General features: G+C 43.0%; 14 protein-coding genes. 3 read left to right on the top strand and 11 right to left on the bottom strand.

Features of this window, described 5'->3' with window-relative positions:
• Positions 1-251: 251 nt before the first annotated feature.
• From PseudUWO310_RS23125 to PseudUWO310_RS21525, 9 genes are all read right to left on the bottom strand, one after another.
• Entirely contained in the window at positions 252-413 is a 162-nt protein-coding gene (locus tag PseudUWO310_RS23125; protein WP_190316117.1) for a hypothetical protein, read from the bottom strand.
• A gap of 104 nt (positions 414-517) precedes the next feature.
• Positions 518-1,102, bottom strand: a complete 585-nt coding sequence (locus PseudUWO310_RS21490; protein ID WP_143190406.1) for a Crp/Fnr family transcriptional regulator — start codon at positions 1,100-1,102, stop codon at positions 518-520.
• A gap of 234 nt (positions 1,103-1,336) precedes the next feature.
• Positions 1,337-3,796 carry an arylsulfatase gene (locus tag PseudUWO310_RS21495; RefSeq protein ID WP_143190407.1) on the bottom strand — a complete coding sequence of 820 codons (2,460 nt, stop codon included), beginning with the start codon at positions 3,794-3,796 and terminating at the stop codon, positions 1,337-1,339.
• A gap of 225 nt (positions 3,797-4,021) precedes the next feature.
• Positions 4,022-4,939 (bottom strand): EAL domain-containing protein, encoded by a 918-nt coding sequence (locus PseudUWO310_RS21500; RefSeq protein ID WP_143190408.1) that lies wholly within the window; start codon positions 4,937-4,939, stop codon positions 4,022-4,024.
• A 142-nt stretch (positions 4,940-5,081) separates the two neighbouring features.
• Entirely contained in the window at positions 5,082-6,389 is a 1,308-nt protein-coding gene (gene thrC, locus PseudUWO310_RS21505) for a threonine synthase (RefSeq protein ID WP_009628610.1), read from the bottom strand.
• Between the two features lie 238 nt (positions 6,390-6,627).
• A complete protein-coding gene (locus tag PseudUWO310_RS21510) occupies positions 6,628-7,392 on the bottom strand; it encodes a class I SAM-dependent methyltransferase (RefSeq protein WP_143190409.1) in 765 nt (254 codons plus the stop codon).
• A 79-nt stretch (positions 7,393-7,471) separates the two neighbouring features.
• Positions 7,472-8,296 carry an AraC family transcriptional regulator gene (locus tag PseudUWO310_RS21515; RefSeq protein WP_143190410.1) on the bottom strand — a complete coding sequence of 275 codons (825 nt, stop codon included), beginning with the start codon at positions 8,294-8,296 and terminating at the stop codon, positions 7,472-7,474.
• A 249-nt stretch (positions 8,297-8,545) separates the two neighbouring features.
• The gene (locus PseudUWO310_RS21520) at positions 8,546-9,565 is read right to left on the bottom strand and encodes a glycosyltransferase family 2 protein (protein WP_143190411.1); all 1,020 of its coding nucleotides are present in this window, start codon (positions 9,563-9,565) and stop codon (positions 8,546-8,548) included.
• 14 nt (positions 9,566-9,579) lie between these two features.
• Complete coding sequence (locus PseudUWO310_RS21525) at positions 9,580-10,545, bottom strand: glycosyltransferase family 2 protein (RefSeq protein ID WP_143190412.1); 966 nt, start codon at positions 10,543-10,545, stop codon at positions 9,580-9,582.
• A 210-nt stretch (positions 10,546-10,755) separates the two neighbouring features.
• Here PseudUWO310_RS21525 and PseudUWO310_RS21530 point away from each other — a divergent pair, with 210 nt between their 5' ends.
• Complete coding sequence (locus PseudUWO310_RS21530; RefSeq protein WP_143190413.1) at positions 10,756-11,892, top strand: glycosyltransferase family 4 protein; 1,137 nt, start codon at positions 10,756-10,758, stop codon at positions 11,890-11,892.
• On the opposite strand, the gene PseudUWO310_RS21535 is transcribed toward PseudUWO310_RS21530, so the two are convergent.
• Positions 11,817-12,809: an IS30 family transposase gene (locus PseudUWO310_RS21535; RefSeq protein WP_143190414.1), complete on the bottom strand. Its 993-nt coding sequence runs from the start codon at positions 12,807-12,809 to the stop codon at positions 11,817-11,819. The genes PseudUWO310_RS21530 and PseudUWO310_RS21535 overlap by 76 nt on opposite strands.
• Positions 12,810-13,082: 273 nt before the next feature.
• On the opposite strand from PseudUWO310_RS21535, the gene PseudUWO310_RS21540 reads away from it, so the two are divergent.
• On the top strand, positions 13,083-14,057 hold the full coding sequence (locus PseudUWO310_RS21540; protein ID WP_143190415.1) for an ankyrin repeat domain-containing protein: 975 nt from the start codon (positions 13,083-13,085) through the stop codon (positions 14,055-14,057).
• On the opposite strand, the gene PseudUWO310_RS21545 is transcribed toward PseudUWO310_RS21540, so the two are convergent.
• Entirely contained in the window at positions 14,046-14,249 is a 204-nt protein-coding gene (locus tag PseudUWO310_RS21545; RefSeq protein WP_143190416.1) for a hypothetical protein, read from the bottom strand. The genes PseudUWO310_RS21540 and PseudUWO310_RS21545 overlap by 12 nt on opposite strands.
• 140 nt (positions 14,250-14,389) lie before the next feature.
• Here PseudUWO310_RS21545 and PseudUWO310_RS24045 point away from each other — a divergent pair.
• Positions 14,390-14,462: transposase DNA-binding-containing protein (locus PseudUWO310_RS24045; RefSeq protein ID WP_411729182.1), on the top strand; the 73-nt coding region annotated here is incomplete at its 3' end.

Below are 14,462 nucleotides of genomic sequence, written 5' to 3' on the forward strand. Positions count from 1 at the left end.
TGGGCGTTTACCTAAGAGTATTTTTCGCCTTGGCTTTGATTTCCTTCGTGATATCATCCTTAACCTTCATGACGATGTTAATTCCTCTGCTTTCTTCAACTCCATTAAATTTTTGTCCTGTACTTAGATCGAGCCTATAAAATAGGCAAGAATCAATAAGCCAAGTTCCATTTTTTATTCTCTTTTGAAAAATGATGGATGAATTTATATCTCTCTATTTGGGATAAGATCTCATTGATAAAGTCCAAGCATTATCGGTAAATTTCCATTATTCTAGCGAAATCCGCCCAAGAATAGGAGTAATGAGATAGATTATTTTGATAGGTTTGGGGGGCACTCTCCGCAACTTTAGCGGCGATCGCGCCACCCGAAAAACCAAAGAACAAAACTAAAATCAAAACTTTTACTTTCATGGTTGATATCTCTAACTCGTTGACATCATCCTAAAGTTATTACCCATGAAGAGTAAATCAGGTATTTTTGATATAAGTCAAAAAAATCGTATTTTTGACTTATATCAAATTTTATTACTTCTCTTTTTCTTGGCACGCAGACGACTTAAAGTTTCTTGGCTAATTCCCAAATAGGAAGCTAAATGCCCCAGATTTACTTTCTCTTCAATGTCTGGATGTTCCCTTAGAATAGATTCGTAACGCTCCTTCGCTGATTGCACTTGAAATGAAGTGACGCGGTTTTGTAAGGAAGTATAATATTCTTCTAAAAGACGACGATTGATATCGATCCAAATTGAATCTTTGTCTAATAGGTATTGTAATCCTTCATAACTTAGCGAAACAAGTTGGCTATCACAGAGAGTAACCATACTTATATCGCTTGGTTGCCGATAGGCAAAACTGAAATAGGGAACGGCGAAGTGATTAGGAAAACTAAACCACTGAGTTACTTCTATCTCATCAACTTTCTTAAAAGAACGAATTACTCCTTCTAATACAAAATAAATTTGATTGGAAACCTCTCTTTCTTTGAGAAGATATACTTCTTTAGGCAATATTTCATATTTCAATACTTGCAATAAATCTTTTTGCTGACTTGGGCTGAGGAGGGCTAAAGAATTAAGTCTTTGAACTAGTATTTCGTGCATAGTTGTATTACATCTTCATCATCTAGGCTATCTTCAACTACTCATCAGTTAATACCAAATCACAAAATGGCATAGCCATTTTGTGATTTGGTATAAGTCCCTTGGATTATAGCAATGTATAGCTATCGCCAAATGCACTAGGACATAAACCCCAAGAATTGACTGGCGGCGCGAAGCGCCGCTAGTCAATTCTTGGGGTTTGATTTGTCCTAATTCAAGTGACTGTAGCTCTACTTACAGTAAATCAAGCTTGACTCGCTCTAAACTCCCAGTGAATTTAAAAGGAACTTGATAGCTATCAACTACAGAAGTACCCGTATCCTGACCGACATCAAAGGATTCGTCTGAGCCGATGCGGAAGCTGACGGTTTTCTCGATGCGACCTTCAGCAACCTGTTTATCATTGATGAATAGCTTGCCAATCCCCCCCGCACCGATACCACTACCATCATAGGTAAAGTCAAATTTGACCGTCGATTTACCGATCGCTACGGGTTCAGAAGATTGAATAATCGTGCGATCGCTATTCAGGTAGTTATAGGCATAGGTAGGTTTAGCATCTTTTAAGAAGAGACTCCAGCCTGAAAAACGCCCGCCTTGGGTCACTAGAATTCCTTCTGCGCCAGCTTGAGCATCAATATCCGCCACGATCCTGAAGGAACGATTTTTGGTGTTAGGAGCACTACCTTCGGTAATACCCGTAACCGCAGTGTAGTAAATAAAGCTATTCCGACCCGTCGTTACGCTGGGGCGAGTATTCACATCAAAGCGCTGAACCGTGCGATCGTCTAAGGGCAGAACTTGATATTTCTTCGCTTCCTTCAGAAATAGCCCTTGCAATTCAGCCAACTTTTGGGGATGCTCTTGGGCTAAATCCTGCGATTCGCTAAAGTCGCGATCGATATTGTATAGTTCCCATGTATCTTCATCGAAGGTAGTGTTTGAAACGCGCTCCCAAGGCAAACGACCGTGACGTGCTGCCGCCACCCAACCGCGATCGTAAATGGCGCGATTGCCCAGCATCTCAAAGTACTGAGTTTTATGCGTGGAAGCTATAGCAGGATCATCAAAGGAATAAACAAGGCTAGTTCCTTCAATGGGTTTCTGTTTTGTGCCATTGACCAGCTTTGGCTCTTTAATACCCGCCGCTTCTAGAATTGTAGGAGCAATATCGATTACATGATGGAATTGGCTGCGAATACCGCCCTTATCCTTAATGCGATCGCCCCAAGCGACTACTAAACCATTGCGAGTACCACCAAAGTGCGAAGCGATTTGCTTAGTCCATTGAAAAGGGCTATCGATCGCCCAAGCCCAAGCGGCGTGGAAATGATTGAAGGTTTTAGGGCTACCCAAATCATCTATTGTAGCCAGCACTTCTTCAGGACTTTCTTCAACACCATTATAGAACTTGAATTCATTCGCACCGCCCGTTAAGCCCCCTTCTGCACTACCCCCATTATCACCAGCAATGAAAACAATCAGGGTATTATCCAATTCCCCAATCCGCTCGATCGCGTCAATGACACGACCAACCTCAGCATCGGTATGACCAAGGAAACCTGCAAACACTTCAAATTGGTGAGCATAAACTTTCTGCTCCGTAGGGGTGAGGGAATCCCATGCAGGGATTTGCGCAGGACGGGGAGTAAGTTTAGTATCGGCAGGAATGATCCCGAGTTGCAGTTGACGCTCAAAAATATCGACCCGTAATTTATCCCAGCCTTGATCGAACTTACCTTGATATTTATCTATCCATTCCTTCGGGGCATGGTGGGGGGCATGGGTTGCTCCAGGAGCAAGGTAAGCAAAGAAGGGTTTATCTGGGGCGATCGATTGCTGGGTAAGAATCCAATTAATCGCATGATCGACGAGATCGGGAGTGAGGTGATAATCGGGTCGATCTAGAGGTTGCTGAATATGTTGGGTATTCTCCACCAAGTTAGGAGTCCATTGATTGGTATTTCTGCCCAAAAATCCATAGAAATAATCAAACCCCAAACTAGTCGGCCAGCGATCGAAAGGACCGACAGCACTAGTTTCATAATCAGGAGTATTATGCCATTTCCCGAAAGCCGCCGTATTGTAGCCATTGCTGCGTAATATTTCCGCGATCGTCGCCGCACTACGAGGGAGAATTGCCGTATAACCAGGAAATCCCGAAGCTCGTTCTGTCGTCACGCCCGTACTTACGGAATGGTGATTGCGTCCCGTTAGTAAGGCGGCTCTCGTGGGAGAGCAGAGGGCGGTGGTATGGAATTGGTTGTAACGCAAGCCCCTTGCTGCCAAGCGATCTAGGTTTGGCGTTTCAATCAATCCGCCAAAGGTACTTGTCTGACCAAACCCCACATCATCAAGGAGAACTAGCAATACATTGGGAGCTTTTGCAGGAGCTTGAACTAGTTTCGGAAAGTCGGGTTGCGATTCCTTATAAGTTGTACCGATCTTGCCCTTAAATGGCGTTTGTGGGATCGGTAAAACATCTCCATAGTAATCGCCATAGTCAGCAAAGGCGGGTAAAGAGAAAATGCTAGAACCCATTAGGGCGATCGCCATTAAAAAGGCGATCGCTGTTTTAGTATTCCTTGCAAAAATAAATTTAAATTTAAAGATATATTTAAAAATAAACTTGAAAATAAACTTAAAAGCTATGTTTGGGGGATTTCTCTTCAAAGAACTTATAATTCCTGTCATTATCGCCTGAATTAAAGACTAGTAACTAAGTAGCTTGGCATAAATAAACTTAAAACCTAGAAGAGCATACCGTCCGCGTAGCGGGCAGTATGCTCTTTGATTTTGGGTTTTGATTATGCCGAACTACTTATTTTTATCACAAAGAATGTCATTTCTTAATTTGGTATGACCTTCACAATATGAGTGGCGGCGCAAAATGCCACCACTCATATTGTGAAGCCACTTCTATTTGGATTCAAAAACAGATTGGATGAAATCCCCAATCACTTCCCAAGAATGACGATTGGGAAAGATATCGACACCTATCAGACTTTTGAAGATATATAACACAATCAAAACCGCAATAATTCTAACGATCAGTAAACCGATTAACCCAAAGGTGATCGGCTTATCCTGTGGCTTACCTAAGGAATATCCTTGGACAGCTCTCACCCCCAAATCGTTAGCAAATTTTAGGGATAACTTATCATCAATTCCTTTCAAAACACATTGTTTTTGGAAAGCTCTAGTCGTATAGGCGATCGCGATCGCTAATTGTTTTTGGACGGGAGATAGGTTCTTTCTGGAAAAACTGCGATCCAGTTTGAGCATCGAAAACGGAAACTCCTGTATCTGAAACAAACTGAAGAATCTACCCGTAAAGTTATCAATGACGACATAGAAACCCATCATTCTTAACTCTGTCATAAAGAGCAATACTAGAGACTGCTTTTGCCAGAGAATTTCTTCTTCTATCTCAAAACTAATGCGCTTGGCTGAAACTTGATACTGACTGAGCCAAGCATGGAGTTGGGGGAGAAATTTTTGGTCTTCAAAGATTTCATTGGATAGATTAATTGAGACCTTGACATTCGTCTGTTTCGATAATAGCTCTATCGATTTTTCGACCACAATCCGATCTAGCTGATTGAGGAGTTGCGTATTTTGTAAAGCCGCTAATAATTCTTGCGGTTGTCTTAATTCCCCTAGTTCGTCGCGCCAACGCACTAACACTTCGTTATGTAAGACCTTACCCGTAGTCAGCTCATACACTGGCTGAAACCACAACTCAATCTTTTCGGCAGCTAAGCGAATTTCTGGAAATCCTTGTTCTAGCTGAATATCAATATGCGCCGTGGTTAGGGGATTAAATTCGGTTTCCATCGTGGTTCTGAAGTGTTAGTTGGCAGGCAGATTAGAAGAGCGTACCGCCCGCTACGCGGGCAGTACTCTCTTCTGATTGTGGCGCTGAACTACTTACAAAATAAGGACATAACTATGTGATTCCCTTACAGCACTTTGCAAACTAGACGGAAACAGTTTGCCACTCTAAACGCTCAAGGGTATGAGAACGCTCTAGCGCCCGCTCGAAACTATCTAGTTTAGGCTCGATCAAGAAGGGTTCGCCAACATAGCCTTGAATTGCTTCCTGAGTCTTTAAGCCATTACCTGTAATGTAGACGACAGTGGTTTCTTCGGGATCGATTTTGCCTGCTTCGACTAACTTTTTGAGGACTGCGATCGTGGTTCCACCAGCAGTCTCGGTGAAGATACCCTCAGTCTCGGCGAGTAGTTTCATCGCTTGGATGATCTCATCATCGTTAACGGATTCGATATTGCCGTTGGTTTTGTGAGCAATGTCGATCGCATAGATCCCATCCGCAGGATTACCAATCGCCAAACTCTTGGCAATGGTCTTAGGTTTGACGGGGGTAATAAAATCGCGACCTTCTTTGTATGCGGAAGCGATCGGCGAACAACCCTCAGCCTGTGCGCCACTAAAGCGGACTGGCTTACCTTCTACTAAGCCCACCTTTACAAACTCATTAAAACCCTTATAGATTTTGGTAAATAAAGAGCCAGAGGCAAGCGGAGCAACGATGTGATCGGGCAACTTCCAACCCAATTGTTCGATCACCTCATACCCAAGGGTCTTAGATCCCTCGGAATAGTAGGGGCGCAGGTTAATATTGACGAAGCCCCAGCCGTGGGTATTGGCGACCTCAGAGCAGAGGCGATTCACTTGGTCGTAGTTACCATGAACGGCAAACACCTTGGGATTGTAGATAGTCGTACCAAGGACTTTGCCTGCCTCAAGATCGGAAGGAATGAAGACACAACACTCTAAGCCAGCATGGGCGGCGATCGCTGCGGTGGAGTTGGCAAGATTGCCCGTACTAGCACAGGCCACAGTGGTAAAGCCTAGTTCGCGAGCGCGGCTGAGAGCAACGGAAACGACACGATCCTTGAAGCTCAAGGTGGGCATATTAACGGCATCGTTTTTGATGTAGAGATTTTTGATGCCGAGACGTTTGGCAAGGCGATTTGCCTTGATCAAGGGAGTCATGCCAGTGGATACATCAATATAGTTGTCAGTCTTGACAGGGAGAAAATCACGATAGCGCCAGATCGAAAGAGGACCTGCTTGAATCGTTTCGCGGCTGACCCTAGCAGCGATCGCATCGTAGTTATAGGCAACTTCTAGGGGACCAAAGCAAAGTTCGCAAACATGCATTGCCTTAGCTTCATACTCTGCACCGCACTCTTTGCACTTGAGATTACTAAATGTATCAACGCGATCGCTGGTGTAAGGAGAAACAATGGTTGCAGTCATGGTCTTAGTTGCCCTTTGGTTCGTTAAAGGTTTTTTGTGATTTCTTGATTGTAATGAAGATTAACATAGGGTTTTTTGGTCGTCAAATATACCAGACTATTTTAGTCGGATATATAGCAACAGCGACAAAACCCAAAAGATGAGTGGCGGCGCGAAGCGCCGCCACTCATCTTTTGGGTTCGCGTTAAGGGAAAATCAAAACCCCAGAAGGTGGGCGAGAAGCGGCAACCTTCTAGGGCTAACCGACATCACCCACTACTACGGCGATCGGCACGGCATAGTGGATACGCTCGTTTTTATAATGGGCTCCCACCCCAAGGCGATCGATCCCAATATCTGCTTGGAAAATCTGGCGAATTTTTTCATCATCTCCTAATTGGGGGAAAGAAGCTGCTAACTGGCTTTCTAACTCCAGTTCGACTTTATAAAAGGCCCATTCCACGTTTTGAAGATTTGCGCGATCGATTAATTGCGGAAATTCCTCAAGGGTTAAAGCATGGGTATGGGAGGGATCGCGAAGTTTTTCAAGGCGATCGTAAGCCTCAATTTTTTCTGGTGGTAAAGCTACATCGGCGATTAGGATGCGACCACCTTGACGACATACGCGCCGCATTTCCGCCAAGACTTCTTGAGTCTGTTCAAAATGATGAAATGCATAGCGACTCACGACCAACGAAAAACTTGCATCGGGAAAGGGTAATGTTGCAATATCGCCTTGGAGCCAAGAGAGATTTGCCAAAGAATTTTTTTGAGCGAGCTGATCTGCCTGTTCTAGCATCGCTGGTGTAATATCAATGCCCGTGACATGGTTAGCAAGTTTTGCGAAAGCACATGCAACGATCCCGCTGCCACAGGCAACATCGAGAACTGTATCGGAATCAGATACCCTTGCCATACGGATGAGTAGATCTAGGGATTCTTGGTGGTTATGGGCGTATAGTTGGGTGAAGGGAATTGCCTGACGCGTGAACTGATCGACGATCGCTTCTTGGTGGGTTGTCATGACTAGAGAATATATGGATAAATTACAACTGGCTCTACTCTAGAAAATGAAGGAGATCGTAATCTTGCACGTTCTTGCTCTATTGAAATTGCCGTTGATATTGCTTGGGGGTGATACCTACAAATTTTTTAAAGTGCCGATATAGATGGCTTTGATGGGCAAAACCGACATCTTGAGCAACTTGGGCGATCGCTAAGCCCTGAGATAGCAACTTTTTGGCTTTCAAAACACGCACTTGGATTAAATATAGATGGGGTGGCAAGCCCACAGCTTGACAAAAGACACGGCTGAGATGAAAAGGGCTGAAATGGGTCAGCATCGCCAACTGACTCAAACTTGGATTCTCTCGGTAATTAGCCTCCAGATAGTCACGAATCAGTCTTACTACTTGGGGTTCATTCCCATGCTCCTTGATACCTATCGTCGGTGCGGTCAGCACACCAATCAAAAGTGTAAGGGTCTGGATTAAATAGGTCTCTTGCTCGATCGCTGAAGATGGATTTTCTAAAACGCCAAAAAGTTCTTCGAGCTGTCGAAATAGTTTTTTATTTTCAAGGATTGGATTCTGAAAAAAGGGGATTTGAGGCGATCGCCCAGTTATTTCGGAGTTAGCTCTTTCTAATAGCTGGATGCTTGGATAGATAAGATGTTGGTCGTAGCCCCCAAAATTTTGGGTATAGCAGGCATGAACATCATCGGGATTAATGGCCACAATCGATCCCAATCCAATGGCATGGGATTCTCCTTTGTGGTTTAGGGTTGCAGTTCCCCGTTCGATAATACCGAGGGTGAGAGTTTCATGGGTATGTCGAGAACTGGAGCGGACGATATTTCTAGCGTGAAGGACTTCTAGGTCGTCAAGGTCGGCAACACACCAAAATTTAGTCCGATCGTTATCTGTCATATTTCGTAAAGGCAATCAAAGAAGCAATAATACCAATTCCCAAAATGGCAACGCCATTTTGGGAATCTCAAAACCTTACTGGGCTTGGTTTTTAATTCATGAAATTGTTGTCACACTTTCGTGAATTGGTATAAGTAGTTCGGCATAATTAAAAACCAAAACCAGAGAGCATACCGCCCGCTACGCGGGCGGTATGCTCTTCTAGGTTTTGAGTTTACTTATGCTTAACTACTTACCAAATTTTAGTCCTTAAGCTCTATTTTTAGCGATCGCTTTGCGCTGACTTTTACCCGTGAGTTGGAGAGCAAAGCTCTCGATACTATTGTATAAACCACGGGGTAAAATCCAGATTGAGTAAGCGGCAAACATCGTCAGCAATGTGCGCTGGGGTTCATAGATCAAAATTTTCCAATTACTAGCTAAAGCTCGATTTACTAGAGCCACTCCCGCTTGACGATCTTGATTGCGAATAGCGCGTCGAGCTAGGTAACGTAGCTGATAGGCGCGGGCTAGGGATTCCCATTGGGCGAGAAATTTTGGAGCATAGGTGCGAGTTTTGGCGATCGCTTTTTCCCAAGAATCTAGCTGCTTCATCATGTTTGCGGAAAGCCCCCCAGAGTTAACGCGATAGAGAGTAAGGGCTTCGGGAATACCTTCGAGTTTCCATTTCGTGGTTAAGACAATGCGAATCCAGCATTCAATATCTTCCGATTGACGGAATCGATCGTCAAAATAGAATTTCTCTTCCGCACCGTAGAAATTATCGATAAATTCAATATCCTGAAATACGGCTTTGCGGATAACTGGAACCGAACCATTACTAATGGGATTGCGACAAAGCACTAATTCGGGCGTTATGTTTTTAATTTGGGGAATTTGGTAGTTACCAAGCGGTTGACTATCATCATCGATAAATTCTGAACTACAAAAGCTCACTCCGATCGCGGGATTTGCATCTAAGTGCTGTACGTGTTTTTCGAGCTTTTGCGATCGCCAAACATCATCAGAATCGAGAAAAGCTAAATATTCGCCCTTGGCGTGACGAATGCCCGTATTGCGTGCGCCTGCTAAACCTCTATTTTTTTGATGGATGATTTGGATTCTCGTATCGGTAAAACCTTCGCAAATTTCAATACTTTTATCCTTTGATTCGTCATCAATCACCAGTAGTTCAAAATCCGTAAAAGTCTGCGCCAAAACGGAACTGATGGTTTCCGCGATATACTTCTCGACGTTATAAACGGGCATGATTACAGAAACTTTGGGCATATGACTAATTTCCTTTAGAGCTTTTTAGTAAACTTTAATAAACTACCTAAGTGTCGCCAGTAGATCGCCAGTAACGTTAAAAAGGTGCGATGGGGTTCCCGTAAAAAAATGCGCCAATCGGAAGCGATCGCTCTATTGATAAAGTCTAAACCAACTGAAGACGGTAAACCCAATCGAAAAGCACGACGCGCCAAATAGCGTAAATGAACGGCTCTCGCCAAAGAATAGTGACGCTTGACAAGCGCGGGGGCTTGCAATCTTGCTTTGTCAATCAACAAATCCCACCCCGACTCCATCCGACCCAGTGACGCGGAAAGTCCTAATGGACTAGCACGATAGTAGATTAATATGCGATCAATTCCTTCAATCTGCCAGACCGCCTTCCCATGATCTTGATCTTTGCGCTGGTGACACATGACGCGAAATAACCATTCAAGATCCTCGGAATAACTCATATCCTCAGCAAAACCACCCACTTGAGAAAACACCTCAGCCCTTGCGATCGGATTCGACATGGTCGTAGTGGGGTTCTCGTAGAGAAAATCTTCGGGTTTAAGGTTGAAAAGCCGAGAGGTCGAGATTTGTCCCGTGGGTTGACCTTCCCAACTCATGAATTCAACACGAGCGAAACTTACCGCTAAGTTGGGATTAGCAGCAAAATGCTCCATATGGGCGGTTAGTTTCGCAGGTAGCCAAAGATCGTCGGCATCGAGAAAAGCAATAAATTTACCCTTTGCCAATTGAATACCATGATTGCGAGTCGCGGATACCCCCCGATTGACCTGCGAGAAAACTTTAATACGGCGATCGCTATTTGCATATTGATATGCAATTTCTAAGGTGTTGTCTGTGGAACCATCATCGATAATCAATAGCTCAAAATCGACAAAGCTTTGATTTAGAACCGATTCGACTGTCTGACTAATAAAACTAGCCGCATTATAAGCTGGCATAACTACAGATACAGCAAGATCGCCCATTGCCTGACCTCAGTGGCATAAACCTAGAAGAGCGTACCGCCCGCTACGCGGGCGGTACACTCTATCATTTTATTTTTTAATTATGCTGAACTACTTAGTAAAAAGCATTAGCTCAAAATATTAGTAAATGCTAGCAAGAATACTAATATAACTGTACTCTCTTTTATCTTCAAATTAATAGTAAAATTTTTCTCTAAAACCCCATAATTTATGAGCATACCTAATCTTGCCCTAGTTTTCAATTTCCCGCAAAATAATTCCCTAAGTATGAATTTTTGTTCGGAGATGCTTCTACATTATCTCCAGCAAAATCCTGACCCCTATTTCAATACCGCAGCCATTATCCCCGAACATTACTACCAAATTTTAACGCGCATACCTTGGCTCGGCAAAAAATTTCCCATCCGCACCTTAGACGCGATGTTTAACCACTTTTATGTCTATCCAAGGGCTATAAAAAAAAGACGCGATCACTTTGACTATTTTCATATTTGTGACCATAGTTATGCCAATGTCGTCCACGATCTACCTAAGGAAAAAACGGGTGTATTTTGCCACGATCTCGATGCTTTTCGATCGCTTTTAGAGCCAGATAAATACCCACGTAGTTGGCATTTTAATCAAGGACAAAAACGAGTTCTTGCGGGAATGCAAAAGGCAAAAATCGTTTTTTATACGACCCAAGAAGTGCGCCAAGAAATAGAAAAATATCAGCTTCTCGATCCTCAGCAACTAGTTCAAGCCCCCCTAGGCATTGCCTCTGAATTTACAGCGATCGCTTCTAAACCTTCTCAAGTATTAGCATCTGTGGGGCAGCAGCCCTATCTGCTGAGTATCAGTAGCAATCAAGTCCGCAAGCGTCTCGATATTTTATTGCAGGTTTTTGCGGGTATTCACGAACGTTATCCCGAACTTAAATTGGTGCGTGTAGGAGCGGAATGGACTCCACCAATGCAGAAGTTGATTCAAAGTTGGGGAATTGGAAATAGTATCATTCGGTTGCAAGGGCTAGAACGGAGCGAACTCGCAGAACTCTATCGCCAAGCGACGATTACCCTAGTCACCAGCGAGTCGGAGGGATTTGGCTTGCCCGTAATCGAGGCATTGGCTTGTGGTTCGCCTGTGGTTGCGAGCGATATTCCCGTTCTACGCGAGGTGGGTGGTAATGCCGTAACCTTTTGTCCGCTAGACCGTATCGATGAATGGGTAACGGTTCTCGAAAATCACCTGCAAGTCCCTAGCGCCCAGCCCACAAAAAGCGATCGCTTAGCTCAGGCTGCTAAATATTCTTGGACAGCCCACGCGAAAACGATTAGTGATGCGTATGAGCAACTCTCTAAGTTATAAGCTAATTTATAAATTCGATTGATCAAATTCACCACCTTCTGAAAGTCATCTTCTTTCACGATTTTAAAGTTCGTACTTTTAGGATAGAACTCTCTAATCAATCCATTCGTGTGTTCATTCAATCCACGCTCCCATGAATGATAGGGATTTGCAAAGAAAGTCTCTATCTGTAGCCTTTCAGATAGCTTCTCATGTCCACAGAATTCTCTGCCATTATCAAAGGTCATTGTCTTTCGGAATGTTGACTTCACTGACTCAAATAGCTTGAGTGTTACTCTATTTATCTCTTCCATTGTCTTGTTCTTTGCTAGTCCAGCAAGTAAGTACTTTGATGCTTTATCAACATGGGTAACTACGATACCTGTGTGGTTACAACCGATTACCGTATCACTTTCCCAATGTCCTATCTCTGTCTTTAAATCCGCAATCTTCGGACGATTCTCAATTCCCACTCGATTAGGGATACCACCTCGTTTCTGGTTGCGGCTTTTGCGCCGCCGTTGCTTCTGCTTTTGCCGCAGATATTGTTGATATATTCCCATCTCTTGATGGTTTGCATAGATCATCAGATAAATCGTCTCATAGCTGATTTTACCTAACCCGTCCCGTTTCATCCTCCCAGCCAGTTGCTCTGGACTGTGGTGTTGCTCTAAACGTTGCTTGACTTCGTCAATCGTCTTGTCGCTGATGCTCTGGAATCTTACCTTTGCTTGTTTCCGTCTTGCCTGCATCAGGGCTACTGCCGTATCTGGCAGATATCCGATCGCGCGTTCATCTCTGTTCCGCGATAGCTCTCTGGATATCGTACTTTTGTTGCGTTTCATCCGACGACCAATCTCTGTCATCGATAGTTGCTCGATTACTCTCAGTTTATACAGTTCACTTCTTTCCGTGGTGCTAAGATGAGTAAAGCTCATGAGGATATCCTGTGTGTTGTGATTATCATCAGATTATCCTTATGAGTCCCTTTATGCAAAGATCTCTAGGTGTTGCATTTCATCCTTGAATTGGCGGAATAATAGATTTATTTGGTGCGTTTCATTTCATGAACGCACCCTACGCTACTAGAAGGGGAATACATATTTAGTGCGTTTTATTTTATGACTACTCTCAAAATTTTTCCTTTACTTAGCGCTAAAATATAAAAGAATTGGAATCTGAATACATCAGTAGATAAGCAGTAGAACAAAATGACTAAAACGAAAAGCATCAAGGTAAAAAATCTTGTAGAAGCTATTAGATCTAAAAATCTTGAACTAGTTGAGCAACTAATTGCAGAAGGAGTAAAAATAAATTCTAACGACTGTCACGGTCGTACTCCATTATCCTATGCAGTTCAATATCAGGTAATTCCTATAATTCAAGTTCTTTTGGATAGTGGAGCAGATGCTAATTTGGGAGACGAAGATACAAATATTATATCTGCAATTTCTCCGTTAATGAGAATAGTTAATACGTCTGTTAAAGACAATCGACCTCAAAAAATAAGAGAAATTATTCAGGTATTGTTGCAGGGTGGTGTCAATATTAATCAAAGATATGCTGGAGGGAGAACTGCCCTAATGAAAGCGGTGAGTAACAGAGATCACGAAATGATTGAAATTCTTATCGAAATAGGCGTGGATTTGGAAGTTAAGGACAACGACGGTAACTCTGCCTTGATGATCGCAAGATACGAAGGTGGGGCAAAGTCTGTCAATATACTCAAACAAAGTGGAGCATCAACTGAGGGACTTGCAGAAATCGAAATGATTCACGCAGTTATGAAAAAAGATCTTGATAAGCTTAAACGACTGCTTCGCGAGAATCCCAATCTGAATGGAAATCATCGCGTTAGTGAAGTAACTCCGTTGTGCATTGCAGTTCAAAATGGAGATTATGAAGCAACTAAATTACTAATAGAATCTGGATCTGATGTGAATTTAAGGGGCAGTGAAGGATCTCTAACTCCTCTTATCTATGCAGTATTAGCTGGACATACTGATATATTGAGATTGCTACTGAATACAGGGGCGGATGTTCATGCTAGAGTCGAAGGATTTAAGAATGCACTTGAGTACGCTGAGTTAGACAAGATTGCTAAGGTTGATAGACCATTTGATGAGATTATCAATCTCTTAAAAAGTCATGGAGCTGTCAAGAATCTATCAAAGTCAAAAAGATAGATCTGGCAAAAATGTTGCTACATAAACAATGATTCCTCTCTCGATGCCCTTTTCCTCAATTTTTCTGTCCAAACCTTTTTCTCCTCCAAAAGCAGTAACATAGAGTGCAGTTGGCAAAAATTGATAATTTTTAGCATAATTAGTAATTGCATCCCATTGACTACTAGGTATTTTGCTATAAATGGTTTTCAATTGTAATTTTATGTCTCCGACAAGGAACCCTTCTTACTTTTCACGTCATCTTTGAAAGGTAAACGAGAAGAGGATTTCAGGTAGAGGGTACGGATGGGGTTAAAGTAGTAAAAAGCAAGTAAAAGTAGGGAAGAAAAATGATGAACTGGTGGGACAAGAACTTTGCAAGTTGTGAATTAGGAGATGAGAGACTAAGCAATAGAGCTTACGCAA

The sequence above is a fragment of the Pseudanabaena sp. UWO310 genome, assembly GCF_006861605.1.
In the GTDB taxonomy this organism is placed as follows: domain Bacteria; phylum Cyanobacteriota; class Cyanobacteriia; order Pseudanabaenales; family Pseudanabaenaceae; genus Pseudanabaena.

Bases quoted from the DNA above. Each gene is read 5' to 3' on its own strand.
- PseudUWO310_RS21530 (WP_143190413.1), top strand. From the start codon at position 10,756: ATGAGCATACCTAATCTTGCCCTAGTTTTCAATTTCCCGCAAAATAAT.
- thrC (WP_009628610.1), bottom strand. From the start codon at position 6,389: ATGACTGCAACCATTGTTTCTCCTTACACCAGCGATCGCGTTGATACA.
- PseudUWO310_RS21495 (WP_143190407.1), bottom strand. From the start codon at position 3,796: ATGACAGGAATTATAAGTTCTTTGAAGAGAAATCCCCCAAACATAGCT.
- PseudUWO310_RS21535 (WP_143190414.1), bottom strand. From the start codon at position 12,809: ATGAGCTTTACTCATCTTAGCACCACGGAAAGAAGTGAACTGTATAAA.
- PseudUWO310_RS21490 (WP_143190406.1), bottom strand. From the start codon at position 1,102: ATGCACGAAATACTAGTTCAAAGACTTAATTCTTTAGCCCTCCTCAGC.
- PseudUWO310_RS21510 (WP_143190409.1), bottom strand. From the start codon at position 7,392: ATGACAACCCACCAAGAAGCGATCGTCGATCAGTTCACGCGTCAGGCA.
- PseudUWO310_RS21520 (WP_143190411.1), bottom strand. From the start codon at position 9,565: ATGCCCAAAGTTTCTGTAATCATGCCCGTTTATAACGTCGAGAAGTAT.
- PseudUWO310_RS23125 (WP_190316117.1), bottom strand. From the start codon at position 413: ATGAAAGTAAAAGTTTTGATTTTAGTTTTGTTCTTTGGTTTTTCGGGT.
- PseudUWO310_RS21500 (WP_143190408.1), bottom strand. From the start codon at position 4,939: ATGGAAACCGAATTTAATCCCCTAACCACGGCGCATATTGATATTCAG.
- PseudUWO310_RS21525 (WP_143190412.1), bottom strand. From the start codon at position 10,545: ATGGGCGATCTTGCTGTATCTGTAGTTATGCCAGCTTATAATGCGGCT.
- PseudUWO310_RS21515 (WP_143190410.1), bottom strand. From the start codon at position 8,296: ATGACAGATAACGATCGGACTAAATTTTGGTGTGTTGCCGACCTTGAC.
- PseudUWO310_RS21540 (WP_143190415.1), top strand. From the start codon at position 13,083: ATGACTAAAACGAAAAGCATCAAGGTAAAAAATCTTGTAGAAGCTATT.